This window comes from Salicibibacter halophilus (assembly GCF_006740705.1).
Lineage (GTDB): Bacteria > Bacillota > Bacilli > Bacillales > Marinococcaceae > Salicibibacter > Salicibibacter halophilus.
Genome location: NZ_CP035485.1, coordinates 2,165,178 through 2,181,515 on the forward strand (window position 1 = coordinate 2,165,178; position 16,338 = coordinate 2,181,515).

Genomic DNA, 16,338 nt, shown 5'->3' on the forward strand with positions numbered 1-16,338 from the left:
TTTTAGCAAGTATTGGTCGTCAGGAGTCGGACGGCATACACATGTTCACAAAAACCGCGAAGCGCATTGTAAACACGATTCACCTGATTTTCATGTTTGACGAGCCCGAACACGGTCGGTCCGCTCCCGCTCATCAATGCTGCATCCACGCCGGACTCAATCATACGCTGCTTAATGCGCCGAACTTCCGGATAAAGGTCGAGCGTCACGGTTTCCAAGTCATTGTGGAGCTGATCGCAAATCCGACCATAATCTTTGGCGTAAATGGCATCCTCCATTTCGGCAGCCGGAGAATGATAGCGGCCGGGTACAGAAATTTGTTGATAAATCTCTCCTGTCGAAACGCCAATCGGAGGTTTTGCCAATATCACCCAACAAGGGGGCGGCGCCGGCAGTTTTTCTATTTTTTCACCGCGTCCGGTTGCTTTTGCCGTACCGCCATGCACACAAAAAGCGACATCGGATCCGATGGTTGCACCTAACTCCGCAAGCTCTTCTTTCGAAAGACCAAGTCCCCACATCTTATTCAGTGCTCGTAAAACCGTCGCTGCATCACTGCTTCCTCCTGCCAGCCCCGCTGCTACCGGGATATTTTTTTGAATATGAATATGCACACCTTCGCGCGACTGAAATTTTGATTTTAGCAATTGCGCTGCTTGATAGGCGAGATTGCGTGCATCGTGGGGGATATATCCTTCTGACATTTCCACGACGATTTTTCCATCGTCCCGTGATATAAAGTCCAGACGATCGGCCAAGTCCACTTCGGTCATAATCATTTCCACTTCGTGATAGCCATCCGGACGTTTGGCAATCACATCCAACGATAAATTTATTTTAGCAGGGGCTTTTAGCGAACACTTCAACGTCTATTCTCCTTTTTTCATTCAACTCATCAGTACGCGCGGTTATTCATACATTTGTTTGCTCACGATTATCACTTAAAATCATTTTAGTGGAAAAACACGCGACTGTACAGTCACGGTGCACACCAAAAAACCCGGAGGCATATTCCCCCGGGCGCACGACATTTTTAATGATGCTTTGGTTCCAGATCTTTTTCAGCCATTTCCACAGCCTTTTTCACCATGTTACCGGCATCTTTTGACTTAATTCCGCCCCAACCTTCTTGTTGGACCGTATCATAAATTCCGATTTCTTTGGCGATCTCTTCTTTCAAAGCATCTGACATGATTCCGCGCTTCCGGCTCAAAAGAACCATCCCCCCGCAATTTTAATATGCCGCGCATCTATAGTGTAGTGGTCTTGCTATAAAAATATAGCTGTCATTTTCTAACGGAAATGACAGCTATCGTTCTTGCCTATTTTTACGCTTGCAGCTCTTCATCTGCGCAAACCGTAAGTTGGACGGTTTCCGTCAAAATATCCGTGTAACTATAGGATACACGTTCAATTTTGTGCTTATCCTGATCCAATTTCACAATAAAAACCGAGGGGTATGTTCCTTCCAACAGCCCTGAGCGCTCAACGATTTTGCGGCGCCCGCCATTGGCTTTTAGCGTAATCCGTTTTCCGACGTTTTCTTCAAGGGATTCCTTAATCTCAACTAACGTTTTACCCATCTCTTCACCCCACCTCACAAATATGATCGTATCATATATTTATGCTCGTGTCAAATCAGACAAAACTTTAAATTGTATCAAGTTAAATTCTGTCCTGTCAATACCCAATTAACAGCCGGAAAGATTTGCCTTATTTTGTGCATTCCTACACACAATTATACGAATCCATTTGAAAAGATTTCGTGGTATTGGAGGGTCTGAGAAAAAAGGGCCAAGTTACATTTCCGTTTCGTCACGCAAAGGCATGCCGCGTCGCAAAACCCCTTTTGTATCAATGCCTCCCAACCCATCATCACCCGAGAGGGTATTACGCAGAATTTCATACAACTGCACACGATTCATAAAAGGTGTCATGCTCACTTTTGCGGCAATATAAACCGGATCAAGGGCGTGAATATTCACACGCGCCGGGGAGCTCGCAAAATTCGCGCCTGCTCGGATAAGCGTTTCGAAGTAAGATTGGCAGGCTCCGGCGAAAATAATGAGATCATCCAATTGCGGAACAACTTTTCGGGCTTCCCTTACCGCCTGTGCAAAAGCATAAGAATGACGATAGGCTTTTTTATCTCTTTGGCTTCCCTGCGCTTCTGAATATGCATCATGACCGGTGATAACAAGGATTTCCGGCTGCACCATTTCCAGAAGGGATGCCACTTGGTTTTGCATCTCCGTCTCTTTCATATGGGCACCGTACACGGGAATCCCCAACCGTTCATACATTAGCTTGCATTTTTGTAAATAAGCCGGATCCCCATCCAAGTGCAAAACACGCCCCCTCATCTCAAAGTAGAGGGGACTGGTGGTTGAATAGTTTGGCGACATTTCATAATCGCTTTTTTCTCTAAGCAAACGGAAATCTTGCCGAAAAAGATGATAACACTGCTCTTCTTTTTTTTGTTGTTCTTTTTCCCGTTTAGCCCGTTCATCGTCATCAATCTTATTCAAATCTTCATGTGGCGCATCCGCAACCAACCGTAAATCCTCACCTTTCAACTCGTACGTGCCATCATTGTGAATGCGCGTAATCCGAAATAAGATATCTTCGTTGTAGGAATAACGGGTGACGAGATCACCGATCTCTAATGGCATCACGACTCCTCCTTCATGCATTAGCCTATGCGGAGGGCGCGGGCAGGGTGAATGACATCAAAGATAGGCTTCATGCGTAGCTCATAACGTTGGAACGTGATCCAAAATGGACCCATCGAATAAAAAAATCCTGAACAAAGCGTTCAGGAAAAGTCTGAAATATATGGGACCTCAAGCATTCTGTCGCCAACATTGATTTATGGTGCCCTAACGCATCATCGCGGAAGTAGTTCGGTCTTCATCGACGGTTTTTGAAGCCCTAACACGTGAACGCGGAAGCTGTTAGGGCTTCAACTGCGCTCTTTGGCGACCTAACCTCTCCTCTCCGAAGACTTTCGGGCGTCAGCAGCTAACGAATTAATCTTCGGTATTTCAACGAAGGCTACTATAGCCCTTTATTTGACAAAACATCCGCCAACGTGGCAAATTCTGCAAGCGTAAGCGTTTCTGCCCTGCGTTTCCCATCAATGCCCGCAAGGTGAAACACTTCATGTACATCCGTTTGAACTGTCTTTTTCCCGAGCCATTGCCGCAGGTTGTTCGACAGCGTTTTGCGCCGCTGGGCAAACGCAGCCTTGATAACATCGAAAAATAAACGTTCATCTTCAACATGGACAGCAGGTTGGTTTCGAATCCGGAAACGGATAATCGTCGAGTCTACATTTGGGCGTGGCATAAACACAGTCGCGGGCACGGTCATGATTTCTTCCGTTTCCGCATAATATTGCGCTGCTATCGACAAAGAACCGTATGCTTTTGTGCCCGGCACGGCAGCCAATCGTTCACTGACTTCTTTTTGGATCATAACCGTCAACGATTTTATCGGCAATTTCCGCTCCAGAAACCCCATTAAGATCGGTGTCGTGACGTAATACGGGAGGTTGCCGGCAGCAATGACATGCCGCACATCTTTGAAGGTCGTTGTGAAAAGTTCCTGCAAATCCGCTTGCAAGATGTCCTGATGGCGAACCTCTATATTATCGTAAGCCGAAAGCGTGTCTGCGAGTACAGGGATGAAACGCTGATCGATCTCAAAAGCGACGACTTTTTTCGCGCGTTTTGCAAATTTCTCCGTAAGGGCTCCGATTCCCGCTCCAACCTCTATCACACCATCTTCAGCGGTTACTTCAGTAGCATCCACCATTTTATTCAAAATATTCCCGTCAAGCATGAAGTTTTGTCCAAGGCTTTTTTTAAAAGAGAGATGGTGTTTATCCATAATTTCCCTTGTTCTTGACGGAGTAGCGATTTCTTTTGTCATTGTGAAGACTCCTCATTTTGTTGCTTCACTTTGGCTACGGCTTCTTGAAATTCCTGTCGACTGATACGAAAAATATGCAATCGTTTCAAAAACTGCTTGCCATTGGCATAACCGATATTCAGGTGGTCACCAACGAGCGCACGTCTCTCACGCGCATCCGGGCCGGCCAGCAGTCCAGCTGCACGCACTTCCTCGATGGATAGTTCGGTATTTTCTTTGGCATGCATCACAGGTTTCCGCACTTTTTCAAGTGCCCGTCGGATCGTTTGCGGCTGGGCATGTTCGATACCAATGCTTTTCCCGTCAGCAGTCTTTGCTTCTTTTTTACTTATAAACGCGTGCTTACAAGCGGGAACCGCTTCAGAGACAATCCTGCGAATCCGTTCTCCGGGATAATCTGGATCGGTGAGTATAATGACGCCGCGGCGGCTTTCAGCGAGTTTTATCTTTTCGATCACATGCGAAGGTACGGATGAACCGATCGTTTCAATCGTGTCTGCCTGGACAGCACGTTGAACCGCGACAGTGTCATCCCTTCCTTCGACAACGATACATTCTTCCACCACGGGCTTGGATTTTTCCATTCGAGCACTCCTTCGATGCGCAGGACTTCCGGTGAGATAATCTGTCACTTTAGGCTCACTGAGTGATTTTGAACAAAGCCTTTGCATTCGCCGTGGTTGTCTCCACTAATTGTTCGAACGACATGTCATGGAGTTCCGCCAGCTTTTCTGCAACTTTTACCACATAGGCCGGCTCATTACGTTTTCCGCGATAGGGATGCGGCGCAAGAAAAGGACAGTCCGTTTCAATCAACAATCGATCCAGCGGGACTTCTTTGGCAACATCTTTCGGCATTTGCGCGTTTTTAAACGTAACCGGGCCGCCAAAAGAGATATGAAAGCCGAGCTCCAAAGAGCGTCTTGCCGTTTCGATATCCCCGCTGTAACAATGCATGATTCCTCCAGCAGGCCCCAGGCCCTCTTCTTCCATAATGGCGACAATGTTTTCTTGCGATTCGCGGCCATGAATGACGAGGGGGAGGTTGACGTTTTTCGCCACATCAATTTGTTGGCGAAACACGTCTTTTTGCACATCGGCCGGAGATTTATCCCAATGATAATCCAATCCCGTTTCCCCGATCGCAACCACCTTGCTGTGATCCGCCAAAGATTCAATCCAATCCAAATCTTCCGGTGCCATATCAACGGCGTCCACAGGATGCCAACCGACCGTGGCATAGATAAAAGAATACGTTTCAGCTAGATCGATCGCCCCTTTGATCGTCTCGCGATCAAAGCCGACGACATTCATCATCGTAACACCGGCTTCACGGGCTCGATCGATCACCGCTTCTTTATCTTCGCCAAACTGTTCCACATTCAAATGGACATGTGTGTCGAATAATTGAACCATATGCCATCCCTTCTTTTTTTTCGAACTTCAAGAAATAACCGTGCCGTTTGGCAGATCGCCATCAACCGTCACGACGCGTAAATCGCCATCCGCTTTTCCGGCTAGAATCATTCCTTGCGAATCTTCCCCTTTTAGTTTTGCCGGCTTAAGATTGCTCACGCAAATAAGCTTTTTGCCAAGAAGCGCTGCTTCATCATAGTGTTCGGCGATGCCCGATACGACTTGGCGTTTTTCCGTTCCCACATCCAATTGGATTTTCAGCAAACGATCGGTTTTTTTCACAGGCTCAACTGCAACGACTTCCGCCACTCGCAATTCAACGTTTTTAAAGTCCTCAATGGTAATGAGCCCTTCTGTGCTTTCGGAGCCATCACCGGAGGAACTGCCACTGCCACCCGTCATTTGCTCCGTGATGTAGGTGACTTCCTCTTCCACATCAATGCGTGGGAACACCGGTGTTCCTTTTTCAATCACTTTTGTGCCTGCGGGCAGTTGGGCAAACGTTTCAAGCGAATCCCATGCCAATAAATGTTCCTGATCCTCAAAACCAAGTTGATTCGCAATCGAAAGCGGAGCCTTTGTCAAAAACGGCTGGATCAAAACGGCGATATAACGAAGGGATTCCGCCAAATGATACATCACCGTCTGCAGCGGTTCCTTCTCATCGCCTTTTGCAAGCATCCATGGCTGCGTTTCATCAATATATTTATTGGCACGATTGATGAATTGCCAGATTGCCGTTAATGCAACGGAGAATTCCATTTCTTCCATATGGTTCTCCACCTTCGTCACCGTCGCGTAAGCAAGCTCCACAAGCTGGCTGTCATAGGGCGTCCCGTCCCGGATATACTCCGGCAATTGGCCATCGAAATATTTATTGATCATCGCGATCGTTCGGTTTAACAAGTTGCCGAGGTCGTTCGCGAGGTCAAAATTAATACGGTCAACGAATGCTTCCGGCGTAAAAAGACCGTCGGCACCGAATGGAACTTCACGCAGCAAATAGTAACGAACCGCATCCAGGCCATACCGCTCCACCAATGTTTCCGGATACACGACATTTCCTTTCGACTTCGACATTTTTTCATCTTTCATGAGCACAAAGCCGTGGCCAAACACTTTTTTCGGCAGCGGAAGATCCAGCGCCATCAGCATAATCGGCCAATAAATCGTGTGGAAACGGACGATTTCTTTTCCGACGACATGAACATCCGCCGGCCAGTATTGTTGGTATTTCTCATCATTTCCGGTTCCATATCCCAGTGCAGTAATGTAATTTAACAATGCGTCGATCCAAACATACACCACATGTTCAGGATCACTTTTGACCGGAACGCCCCAGGAAAAAGCCGTACGGGAGACCGCAAGGTCCTCGAGCCCCGGTTTGATGAAGTTGTTGATCATTTCATTTTTACGTGTTTCCGGTTGGATAAAATCAGGATTTTCTTCATAGAAAGCAAGCAAGCGGTCGGCGTACTTCGACATCCGGAAAAAATAGGACGTTTCCCGCACCCATTCCACGGGATGGCCGCTTTCCGGGCTTTTTCCGCCCACCACTTTTCCGTTTTCCTTAACGGGATCATCAAGTTGGATTTCCGTATAATACGTTTCATCGGAAACGGAATACCAGCCTTCATACTCGCTTAAATAAATATCCCCTTGTTCTTTCAGTTGCTCAACGACTTGTTGAACGGATCGTTTATGCCGCTCTTCCGTTGTCCGGATAAAGTCATCATAGGAAATATCCAGTTTATCCCAAAGGGAGCGGATGCTCTCGACAATACCATCAACAAATGCTTGAGGAGTCGTTCCCGCTTCCTCTGCTTTTCGTTCAATTTTTTGGCCATGCTCGTCTGTACCTGTCAAAAACATGACATCGTGACCTTTCAGCCGTTTGTAACGGGCCAATGCATCGCTGGCCACCGTCGTGTACGCGTGACCGATATGCAATTTCCCGCTTGGATAATAGATCGGTGTTGTTAAATAAAACGTTGACTTAGACATAAAAACCTCCTTGTTTTCATCATGGGCTTCCTTCCCAATAAAATAAACTCCCACCCCATGCAGGGGCGAGAGTTCACTCACGCGGTACCACCCTTTTTCCTCCTGATCACGGACCAAGAGCTCAAAGCACCGGTCTCATCACCGGCGGCTGTCAATAACGCAGATAGACGTCTTCCCCTTGCTGCGCACACAGCTCGAGGAAAAAACCTCCCGGACCATGTTCAACGCCTCGTTTGCCACCGGTTCTCATCAGCCCGGCTCTCTGTGGACACGTGAGCATTTACTCATCCGTTCGCAGGATCGTATCGATATTCGCATACCTATTAAAAGGATAGAAAAGTCGAGGCGATCTGTCAAGGCGAGGGACTTTGGCCATTAGAGCCTCTGTGCCGCAACACGAACAAGTGGCGTGTTTGAACCGCTCCCTTTCGTTCACTCGATAAAAATAATAAATAAAAATCCAGGCGCGTTGATTATCCAGATTTATCCGATAAAATAGCATAGACAAATATGACGCTTCGTGAAGCCTTATTAAAGATGAATTTGTGGACTAATTGGCGTTCAGCTACCATTATGAGTCCTCAAAATCCGAGCACGAGGACTCATCTGGCTTCTGAACAACGCTTGGAGTCCGCAGATCTTGTTCCTGAGGACTTAGAAACTTCCGATAGATAACATTTGCACTAAGATACTTTGGATTGCTACGTGATCGAACATATAGGGCACTTATGTGAAGGTATATTAAGGTTAATCAACGCGCCTGATAAAAATCATTCATGTCATGCACAAGCTATGCACCCCATTTTCGCCCTAAGACTATAAAACTGGAACGATATGTTTTTTATTGACTTGTATTTACAGTACTGGTATTATAGTAGTAATAGAGAGAGAAAAAGTGTCGAAAATAGACACGCGCATACACCAAAAAATCAAGGAGGTCGAGCCAATGAAATCTACCGGCATTGTGCGAAAAGTAGATGAACTCGGTCGCGTGGTCATCCCTATGGAATTGCGGAAATCAATGGAGATCGCCAACCGGGATGCAATGGAAATTTACGTCAATGAAGATCAGATTATTTTAAAAAAATACAAGCCGTCGAAGACGTGCCAAGTCACAGGCGACGTATCCAATGATAATCTATCGCTTGCCGACGGGAACATCGTCTTAAGTCCCGAAGGCGCCGAGCAGATTATCGAACAACTTCAAGAATATGTAGAAGGTTCAAAATCTACAGCCTCTTAAATATTTTTTCGTTGACGGATCGTACGAGACGATCCGTCTTTGTTATTCCAGTCCATGATAAATGGCATACACGTCGTTTTTACTCATTTTCCGATCAACGGCACACTGTTTCAGTGCAGCCTTTCGGCCCCACCCTTGCTCTTCATAAGCCTTCACATGTTGAGGAACCGCCATCTCCTTCCACCAAAGGGAGGCTTGATCTTCCTCCAATTCCTCGTCCGACGCTCCGGCTACAATCAAGCAACATTCCCCTCGCCAACCATTTTCACGCCCAATCTGTGCCAATTCTTCCAAACGGCCGCGGTGGAACTCCTCATAATGCTTCGTTAGCTCACGGGCGACCACCGCTTCGCGATTAGCCCAAATTTCAGCCAGCTGCTCGATGGTTGCCGTAAGCCGGTATGGGGATTCATAAAAAACAATCGGCACCTGTATACGTCCAAGCTGAGCGAGCGTTTCTTTCCGTTCTTTTTTCTTGCGGGGGAGAAAACCGTGAAAATGAAAAGGGCCGCCGCCAAAACCTGAGGCAATCAAAGCGGTGACGGCAGCGTTTGAGCCAGGCAAAGGAACCACCGTTACACCTGCTTGGATGCAAGCGTTCACCAATCGTTCACCCGGGTCGGAAACGAGGGGAGCTCCTGCATCACTGACAAGTGCCCATTGTTCGCCGCCCTGAAGGGTTTCCAATAATTCGGACGTTCTTTTCTCTTCATTATGTTCATGCATACTTTTCATCGGCGTATGGATGCCATAGTGAGAAAGCAATTTCCGGGTTTGCCGCGTATCCTCTGCAAGAATCAGATCCACTTCGCCAAGCACACGAACGGCGCGATAAGTCATATCCTCAAGATTTCCGATCGGTGTCGGAACGAGATAAAGCATGCCGTGATCCAAAACCGCTCCGCCTCCTTTCGTTAATCAATTGTTTCTTCTCTGCTTTCGTTAACTGTTTAATCCGCCATTCTTCCCGCATCGCTTCTTTTTTACTCGGAAAAGCCTGTAAATGAATCAACGTAAACGGTCCGCGCCCACGTGTATATTTGGCGCCTGTTCCTTCATTATGCTTTTCGAGACGTGCATGCGGCTCACGGGCGTAACCGGTGTAATACGAGCCATCCCTGCACTCAAGCATGTACACGTAATGGCCGGAGACGGCATTGCACGGTATCGTGGCGAGGCGCTGCCCTTTTTCCGCTTCCTTCCCTCCATAAGCTTGCAAAAACTGCTTCGTATAGTTTCCCTCCCGATCATAAACGGTAATCGGGGGCAACGTCTTCACCCCGGGACTCCCCCCCTTAATCGTTTCAACTAAAACCATGTTTGCTTCCTTGTCCGCTTTCGGATGCACAAATTGGATACGCTTGGGCGTAAGTTTCACGCTTTCGCAGGCTTGGAACAACTCCGATAAACGGTCCGGCCGATAAACGAACGCCGCTTTGCCTTTATATTTTACAAGCCTGGCCGAGACCTGAGCCACATCAGCAAACGAAACATTTGCTTCATGGCGTGCCATCGCAACAGCCGTTTTTTTATTTGTATCTTTTTCATGAAAATAAGGCGGATTGCACGTCACAACATCGTAGTCTTCAGCGCCCAGCCATTCGCTTGCCCGGGATATATCTTCGCAAGTAAAGCTTAGTTGCTCTTTAAAACCATTCAGTTTTGCACTCCGCCGAGCCATCTCACACAATTGCGGCTGCACCTCAACGCCGGTTATTTCCACATTGCTGCGCATGGCCATTACAAGGGAGATCGAGCCGTTTCCGGAACATAAATCAACCATTTTCCCCCTTGTTTTCGCAACCGAAGCAAACTGGCCAAGCAGTACCGAATCCTTGGAGAAGGGAAACGTGTCTGTGCTTTGAATAATCCGCAAACGATTTTTATAAATATAGTCGATCCGTTCGTTCGGATGCAAGCGCAATAATCTCACCTCGAAAAAAAGCCCGCGCGAACGAGGTGCACGGGCCGTAAAACACTTATTTATTTTGAAAGAATGAAAGGCAGAAGAGACAGTCTCCTTCCGTCCGCAAGCCCCCATAGTTTAAATTACATATATGAAAACCTTCTTGATAAAGACGGGCAAGATTATCGTAACCTTCTCCCGGGAGTTCCGTAGCTGTGTCTGTCTCTTCGTCCAGCGTTTCCTCCGTCCACGTATCCGAGAAACCGCCCACGTTTTCCAAGCGTTCCCGTAACATTCGATTCTCAATGACGAGGCCTTGATTTTCCTCAATCAGGGATGCCAGCTGTTCTTTTAATTCATGGATTTCTTCATGAACCGTAAGCAGCTTCTTTTCCATATGAATGACTTGTGAAAACATTTCCTGCTTTGCCACGTTTTCCCCACCTTCTCGTGGAACGTCAGCCGGTTAAAGCGCCTTGCCCGATGAGCTCTTCCAAGGAAAACTCCACGGTTCGTTCAGGGTCTTCAAGTTCTACTTGGACGATCCGTTCCAACATATTTAAACCGGTAACTTTCCCTCTGCCCTCTTCAACATGTATATTTTCTCCGATGTCGGGAAGTTCTTTCTTTGCCTGCTCATACTCGTCATTCTCATACTTAAGGCAACACATTAAACGTCCACACAAACCGGAAATCTTCGCAGGGTTAAGGGATAAATTCTGATCCTTTGCCATTTTTATGGAAACGGGTTCAAAATCTCCGAGAAAAGTCGAGCAGCAAAGAACGAGTCCGCACGGGCCGATGCCGCCCAATATTTTCGCTTCATCCCGCACACCGATTTGCCGAAGCTCAATGCGGGTCCGAAAAATCGAAGCTAGGTCTTTTACCAGTGTTCGAAAATCAACCCTGCCATCGGCAGTAAAATAAAACATGATTTTGTTACGGTCAAATGTATATTCAGCACTTACTAATTTCATATCCAACTTATGTTCCTTAATCTTCTCTTTACAAACGCTTTGGGCCTCTTTTGCAAGTTCGATGTTTTCCGCGATCCGGGTTTTATCTTCATGCGTTGCGATCCGCACGACCTTTTTAAGCGGAAGCACAACGTCTTCATCGTCTACCGTTCTCTCTTCCAAGACGACGTACCCATATTCAACACCACGGGCCGTTTCAACAACTACAGATTGGCTCACTTGCACATCAAATCCGGCAGGTGAAAAATAATAAATTTTTCCCGTCTCTCGAAAGCGAATGCCTATCACTTGATGCAAGGTTATGATCCCTCCTGGAGGCGAAGCAGCAACCGCTCCATCAACAGCTGCGGATTCACATTGGCCGCCAGATATCGTTTCGCTTCCATCACCGCTCTCATATTAGCCGCCAACATGGATTCCGAACGATTGAAAGCTTCGGTTTTCAATCTCTCTAGCTGATCAGGATAAGCCAGGTCCTCCCTGCCCCACTTTGTATATAATGCATCCCGATACCAATAAAGGAAGAGGTCTAGGCCTATATCTATTGATTCTCTATCGATAAAATGTGTATGCCATTTCTCCTGCAACAATAATTTGGCTTGGGGAGGTCTTTTTAACACCTCTTCCGCTAATTGTATCACTACCTGACGGCCCTGTACAATCCAACTTGTCCGTTCCTTTGTGTCTAAATCCGTCGGCTTGTCTCCAATTCGAGCTTTAATCGCTGCCAATTCATTCGTTTCCCCTTGCTCTTGTAAACGCGCCTGCCGTTTTTCTTCCGACAATGGCATAAAAGAGATCACTTGCGAGCGTGATACGATCGTCGGCAGTAAAAAATGCAGGTTCCCGGTCACTAAAACAGCCAATGTTTCCCCGTTCGGCTCTTCCAACGAAGTCAATAAACTGTTGGCCGCACTCGTGGTCATTTTTTCGGCCTCTTCAATGATATATGCTTTTTTTGTAGACTCCATCCCTTTATAAGCAAACTCTTTTTGCAATAAGCCCACTTGATCTTTTTTTATGGAAAGGCCATCCGGACGGATTACGGTAACATCCGGATGGTTGCCTGCCCAAACACGTTTACATTCGCTGCATTGGTTGCACGGTTTCTCTCCGGGATCTTTTTCGTTGCATAAAAAAGCGCGACAAATAAGCCCCGCCGCTCGAAATTGCTCATCAAGCACTTCACCTTCAAAAATGTATGCATGAGGAAGACGCTCCCGCCAAACAGCATGCTGCAACAAACGCGAAACTACCGGCTGTTCCGATTGCAAGGTATCCCATTCCACGCGCGAGCCTCCTCTACGTTAAAATTGTTCAAACTGCTCCACATCGACGACAAATACCGTCGCTCCCCCCACCTGCACTTCCACAGGATAAGGCACGTAAGAATCTGCGTTCCCGCCCATCGGCGAAACAGGAGCAACCAATTGTTCACGGCTTTCACAGTTTTCTTTAATGATATCCAGCACATCCGCTACTTGTTCATTTTCAACACCGATTAAAAAAGTCGTGTTGCCTGCCCTTAAAAAACCACCCGTGGACGACAATTTCGTCGCGCGGTAATCATTTTCCACAAGTGCCGTTGATAAACGGTTGCTATCCTTATCTTGGACAACAGCAATAATTAACTTCATGGCAGCGACCCTCCCTTTGGGATATGAGACGGATTTTTTCTTTTATCATACGTTATGCGAGCAAATAAAACTAGTACTTTGTTCTAAAAATTCTTTTTAAAATGCTTGAGCCCGCTTATGGTACCCATACGTATGAGATAACGCATCTTTCGGGCGTCATGAAGTATCCATGGCGACCAGGCAGGAAGCTTTGCGCTCCGTTCAGGTCTCATGAAACGCTCATGGCTACCGTGTGTGGTACTTTTAGCCGGGCTCGGGCTGCATCAACCACTTATATCAGCCACTCCCCCACCGCAAGCTCACATTCCGGCTTCCTACTAACCTAAAGAACCAGCATTTCCCGAATAGACGCATAAATGTTTTCTTCCACATGAGAGATACTTGCATCAGCGTTAATCATCCGAAACCGATCTGCCGCTTCTGTAGCAAGCAAATGGTACCCGTTGCGCACCTGCTCATGAAACGCACGTCCCTTTTGATCCAGCCGATTTTCTTCGCGAGCATTTTGCGCAATTCGTGCCAAACCAACTTCAATGGGAATATCCAGGAAAAACGTACGGTCCGGCAACCAATGCTGAACCGCAAATAAGTTGATTTCCCGTACTTGTTCGATCCCGACACCGCTCGCATATCCTTGATAAACCAAACTGCTATCCAAATAGCGATCACAGAGAACGATTTTTCCGGCCTCCAAAGCGGGAATAATCTTTTCCACCAAGTGTTGACGGCGAGCAGCCGCAAACAACAGCACTTCGGTGTAACGATCCAGTTCTTCTTCCTCATCACTCAGCAACAAATGACGTATTTTTTCTGCACTCGCCACTCCCCCCGGCTCTCTGGATACAAGGGTTTCATGCCCATCTGCTTCCAATCGGCTGGCGATTCGTGGAATAACCGATGTTTTCCCTGAACCTTCCCCACCTTCAAAAGTAATAAACCTTCCTCTACCCATCTTCAATGACCTCTTTTCTAACGAGCAAAAACCCATCATGTATGTGAGACGCTGCCTGCACGCTCCCACCGGAGGACAGCCATTGTTGCAAAAACTGTAAACGCGCCCTGTCAACCACCTCTCCTGCCATCCAAAGCGGAATCCCGGGCGGATACGGGACAATATCCTCCGCTATGATGCTTCCTTCCGATTCTTGAATCGGAATGGCCTCCGATGCTTCTTGCTGCCCCCGCCAGTCAGCAAATGAATGCTCCACAACTTTTGGATACGGCGGGTATGCAGGCATGTCAGTATCCTTCATTGTTTTTCCTTTATAAAAAGAAACCAGCGTAGAAAGGAGCACCTGTTCCCAGTTTTCAGGATGATCCAAAGGTAGGACGAGCAAAACATGGTTCCTGTCGCTTAATTCAGCATAAACATGTTCCTTATGTAAATGTTTCTCCCATTCCCATCCGTTCCATCCGTCAGGTGCCCGTAAAATCATTTTTAAAGGATCGTTGTTTTTTACACGAACCCCCGGACATGCCTCGTCCAATTTTTGATGAAAACCATGCAATTTTCCGGCAATGTTTTCCCCAATCAAAGACTCGTTATAGGCACGTGCCACATCAAGAGAAGCAAGAATCGGATAGGAAGGGCTGCTCGTTTGTAGTCTTTGCAACCAATACCGGCAGCGTGTTTCATCAGCTCCCGACCGTAAATGCAAAAACGCTCCCATCGTAAGGGCGGGCAACGTTTTGTGCGCCGATTGCACAACCGCGTCGGCCCCCGCTTTCAATGCCGAAACGGGAAAACCCGAATCGATATGAAGATGTGCACCGTGCGCTTCATCCACGAGCACATCCGCACCATTTTTTTTAGCAACGGCAATGGCTTCTTCCACTTCTCCAACATAACCATAATAACTTGGAGAAGACAGCACCAACCCGTTCGCCTCCGGATAACACTCAAATCCATAGGCAACCGTTTCTTCTGACATTCCTGCAGGCAATCCAGATTCGGCCTCCATATCCGGCGCAATGAAAACCGCCTCCACGCCGGCCAATTCCAGTCCATGAATCACCGAATGATGCACATCCCGTTGCACCAGTACCTTTTCTCCTCTCTGAAAAAACGAAAGGATCATCGCTAGATTGCCGACCGTGGAACCGCCGACGAGAAACAATGTGCGGGCACAATCATATTGGCTTGCTGCCAATCGCTCTGCTTCCAATATTACACCGGACGGGGCATGCAAATCATCCAATCCCGGCAACTCCGTTTGGTCAAGGCGCATGATTTTTTCAAAATAAGCAGAGTAAGGTGCCGGCAACAAGCTTCCATTTTTATGGCCCGGCACATGCATCGATGTAGGTGAATGTTGATCATGGGAGTATAACCGCTCATAAAGCGGACATTTCCCGTTCATAGTTTCCCCATTCCTTTTTTCTTTTATCCAGGTGGTAAGCGCCCGCTTTCCCGGAAGTCTGCATCCGAAATCTGAGCTCTGGAAAAGCGGGCGACTAACACCCCCGAAGTTTCCCTTTATTATAACAAGTATTTAGTGAGACAGCATACGGCTATTCATTGTACTTCCGCGTAGTCGTTCGATGTACCAAGCATAGGTTGGGTCCTCAACTTCCAATTCTACCATTTTTCTTTCACATGAGGGACAAATCCACATGGAAAGTAAATAGAATCCCCTCTCGCTTTCCTGCTTGCATATCCCGCAACTATCCACTCCTGTTGCTCTCTTATACATTCCGTTTCCCCCTACACATAATCATTTTCTTTTTAGTGTTTCCTAATTTGATAGATGCTATACAATATATAGAGGTCGAATGAAATGGAGCTTACGTTATCTTATGGGGCAAACGCCCAAATCGTGCCTGACTTAAAAAAAAAATCCATAAAAAACCGACCCCGAGTACATATCCTAAAAACCGAGCGAACAACGAAAACAGACCGATGGAAGCTTTCCAACGTCGGCCCGATCGCCCGGAGTAGCCTGGAATTCTGGCACTTTCCGGTGATATTCTGTCACTTTTGCCGTGAAATCTGGCACTTTTACACGACAATACGTTTTTTTCCCATTAAAAAACCGACCCGGAGCATACCTCCGAGTCGGTCTTTTCGCTTGCCAGGCGACGTCCTACGCTCACGGGGCGTTTCCGCCCGATTACCATCGGCGCTGAAGAGCTTAACTTCCGTGTTCGGCATGGGAACGGGTGGGGCCTCTTCGCTATCGCCACCTGACGATGGGGAGACATTCTCCCAAAACTGAATAACGC

The 16,338-nt window shown here is 47.2% G+C and carries 19 protein-coding genes, 1 rRNA gene and 1 other annotated feature; of the genes, 1 reads left to right on the forward strand and 19 read right to left on the reverse strand.

Translation table 11 applies throughout. The features are described 5' to 3' along the window. Positions 1-2: 2 nt before the first annotated feature. The 8 genes from ispE to metG form a co-directional block, all read right to left on the reverse strand. Positions 3-866: a 4-(cytidine 5'-diphospho)-2-C-methyl-D-erythritol kinase gene (gene ispE, locus EPH95_RS10605; protein WP_142089800.1), complete on the reverse strand. Its 864-nt coding sequence runs from the start codon at positions 864-866 to the stop codon at positions 3-5. 167 nt (positions 867-1,033) lie between these two features. Further along, a complete protein-coding gene (locus tag EPH95_RS10610; RefSeq protein WP_142089802.1) occupies positions 1,034-1,213 on the reverse strand; it encodes a small, acid-soluble spore protein, alpha/beta type in 180 nt (59 codons plus the stop codon). Positions 1,214-1,328: 115 nt separating this feature from the next. Beyond that, positions 1,329-1,583 (reverse strand): biofilm formation stimulator Veg, encoded by a 255-nt coding sequence (veg, locus tag EPH95_RS10615; RefSeq protein ID WP_142089804.1) that lies wholly within the window; start codon positions 1,581-1,583, stop codon positions 1,329-1,331. Between the two features lie 216 nt (positions 1,584-1,799). Then, positions 1,800-2,672: a sporulation peptidase YabG gene (yabG, locus tag EPH95_RS10620; RefSeq protein WP_142089815.1), complete on the reverse strand. Its 873-nt coding sequence runs from the start codon at positions 2,670-2,672 to the stop codon at positions 1,800-1,802. Positions 2,673-3,057: 385 nt separating this feature from the next. After that, positions 3,058-3,933, reverse strand: coding sequence for a 16S rRNA (adenine(1518)-N(6)/adenine(1519)-N(6))-dimethyltransferase RsmA (gene rsmA / locus EPH95_RS10625; protein ID WP_142089817.1), 876 nt, complete (start codon positions 3,931-3,933; stop codon positions 3,058-3,060). Further along, on the reverse strand, positions 3,930-4,517 hold the full coding sequence (rnmV, locus tag EPH95_RS10630) for a ribonuclease M5 (RefSeq protein ID WP_142089819.1): 588 nt from the start codon (positions 4,515-4,517) through the stop codon (positions 3,930-3,932). Before rnmV ends, rsmA begins: the two co-directional genes overlap by 4 nt. Before the next feature lie 55 nt (positions 4,518-4,572). Beyond that, positions 4,573-5,349 (reverse strand): TatD family hydrolase, encoded by a 777-nt coding sequence (locus EPH95_RS10635; RefSeq protein WP_142089821.1) that lies wholly within the window; start codon positions 5,347-5,349, stop codon positions 4,573-4,575. 27 nt (positions 5,350-5,376) lie between these two features. Beyond that, a complete protein-coding gene (metG, locus tag EPH95_RS10640; protein WP_142089823.1) occupies positions 5,377-7,353 on the reverse strand; it encodes a methionine--tRNA ligase in 1,977 nt (658 codons plus the stop codon). 58 nt (positions 7,354-7,411) lie between these two features. After that, positions 7,412-7,658, reverse strand: a binding site (T-box leader). 641 nt (positions 7,659-8,299) lie between these two features. On the opposite strand from metG, the gene EPH95_RS10645 reads away from it, so the two are divergent. Further along, positions 8,300-8,596, forward strand: a complete 297-nt coding sequence (locus EPH95_RS10645) for an AbrB/MazE/SpoVT family DNA-binding domain-containing protein (protein ID WP_142089825.1) — start codon at positions 8,300-8,302, stop codon at positions 8,594-8,596. A gap of 42 nt (positions 8,597-8,638) precedes the next feature. Here the strand turns inward: EPH95_RS10645 and rsmI are convergent, their stop codons facing one another. From rsmI to rrf, 11 genes are all read right to left on the reverse strand, one after another. After that, complete coding sequence (gene rsmI, locus EPH95_RS10650) at positions 8,639-9,478, reverse strand: 16S rRNA (cytidine(1402)-2'-O)-methyltransferase (RefSeq protein ID WP_142091584.1); 840 nt, start codon at positions 9,476-9,478, stop codon at positions 8,639-8,641. Next, positions 9,441-10,520: a GIY-YIG nuclease family protein gene (locus EPH95_RS10655; RefSeq protein WP_160141721.1), complete on the reverse strand. Its 1,080-nt coding sequence runs from the start codon at positions 10,518-10,520 to the stop codon at positions 9,441-9,443. The genes rsmI and EPH95_RS10655 overlap by 38 nt, the downstream gene beginning before the upstream one ends. 55 nt (positions 10,521-10,575) lie before the next feature. After that, positions 10,576-10,920: a DNA replication initiation control protein YabA gene (gene yabA / locus EPH95_RS10660; protein ID WP_142091585.1), complete on the reverse strand. Its 345-nt coding sequence runs from the start codon at positions 10,918-10,920 to the stop codon at positions 10,576-10,578. Between the two features lie 40 nt (positions 10,921-10,960). Then, positions 10,961-11,776, reverse strand: a complete 816-nt coding sequence (locus tag EPH95_RS10665) for a PSP1 domain-containing protein (protein WP_142089830.1) — start codon at positions 11,774-11,776, stop codon at positions 10,961-10,963. Positions 11,777-11,778: 2 nt separating this feature from the next. After that, positions 11,779-12,768, reverse strand: a complete 990-nt coding sequence (locus tag EPH95_RS10670) for a DNA polymerase III subunit delta' (RefSeq protein WP_142089832.1) — start codon at positions 12,766-12,768, stop codon at positions 11,779-11,781. An 18-nt stretch (positions 12,769-12,786) separates the two neighbouring features. After that, entirely contained in the window at positions 12,787-13,116 is a 330-nt protein-coding gene (locus EPH95_RS10675; protein ID WP_142089834.1) for a cyclic-di-AMP receptor, read from the reverse strand. A gap of 322 nt (positions 13,117-13,438) precedes the next feature. After that, positions 13,439-14,068: a dTMP kinase gene (gene tmk / locus EPH95_RS10680; RefSeq protein WP_227003875.1), complete on the reverse strand. Its 630-nt coding sequence runs from the start codon at positions 14,066-14,068 to the stop codon at positions 13,439-13,441. Continuing rightward, entirely contained in the window at positions 14,061-15,476 is a 1,416-nt protein-coding gene (locus EPH95_RS10685; protein ID WP_142089837.1) for an aminotransferase class I/II-fold pyridoxal phosphate-dependent enzyme, read from the reverse strand. The genes tmk and EPH95_RS10685 overlap by 8 nt, the downstream gene beginning before the upstream one ends. Before the next feature lie 132 nt (positions 15,477-15,608). Beyond that, a complete protein-coding gene (locus EPH95_RS19805; RefSeq protein WP_142089839.1) occupies positions 15,609-15,809 on the reverse strand; it encodes a sigma factor G inhibitor Gin in 201 nt (66 codons plus the stop codon). 174 nt (positions 15,810-15,983) lie between these two features. Continuing rightward, a complete protein-coding gene (locus EPH95_RS19500; RefSeq protein ID WP_264371938.1) occupies positions 15,984-16,112 on the reverse strand; it encodes a hypothetical protein in 129 nt (42 codons plus the stop codon). Between the two features lie 74 nt (positions 16,113-16,186). Then, a 5S ribosomal RNA gene (gene rrf, locus EPH95_RS10695) occupies positions 16,187-16,303 on the reverse strand. Between the last annotated feature and the right edge of the window lie 35 nt (positions 16,304-16,338).

Coding starts and splice junctions, on each gene's coding strand:
- metG (WP_142089823.1), bottom strand. CDS start 7,353: ATGTCTAAGTCAACGTTTTATTTAACAACACCGATCTATTATCCAAGC.
- tmk (WP_227003875.1), bottom strand. CDS start 14,068: ATGGGTAGAGGAAGGTTTATTACTTTTGAAGGTGGGGAAGGTTCAGGG.
- EPH95_RS19805 (WP_142089839.1), bottom strand. CDS start 15,809: ATGTATAAGAGAGCAACAGGAGTGGATAGTTGCGGGATATGCAAGCAG.
- rsmA (WP_142089817.1), bottom strand. CDS start 3,933: ATGACAAAAGAAATCGCTACTCCGTCAAGAACAAGGGAAATTATGGAT.
- veg (WP_142089804.1), bottom strand. CDS start 1,583: ATGGGTAAAACGTTAGTTGAGATTAAGGAATCCCTTGAAGAAAACGTC.
- EPH95_RS10685 (WP_142089837.1), bottom strand. CDS start 15,476: ATGAACGGGAAATGTCCGCTTTATGAGCGGTTATACTCCCATGATCAA.
- EPH95_RS10645 (WP_142089825.1), top strand. CDS start 8,300: ATGAAATCTACCGGCATTGTGCGAAAAGTAGATGAACTCGGTCGCGTG.
- yabA (WP_142091585.1), bottom strand. CDS start 10,920: ATGTTTTCACAAGTCATTCATATGGAAAAGAAGCTGCTTACGGTTCAT.
- EPH95_RS10675 (WP_142089834.1), bottom strand. CDS start 13,116: ATGAAGTTAATTATTGCTGTTGTCCAAGATAAGGATAGCAACCGTTTA.
- rnmV (WP_142089819.1), bottom strand. CDS start 4,517: ATGGAAAAATCCAAGCCCGTGGTGGAAGAATGTATCGTTGTCGAAGGA.
- yabG (WP_142089815.1), bottom strand. CDS start 2,672: ATGCCATTAGAGATCGGTGATCTCGTCACCCGTTATTCCTACAACGAA.
- rsmI (WP_142091584.1), bottom strand. CDS start 9,478: ATGCTTTATCTCGTTCCGACACCGATCGGAAATCTTGAGGATATGACT.
- EPH95_RS10635 (WP_142089821.1), bottom strand. CDS start 5,349: ATGGTTCAATTATTCGACACACATGTCCATTTGAATGTGGAACAGTTT.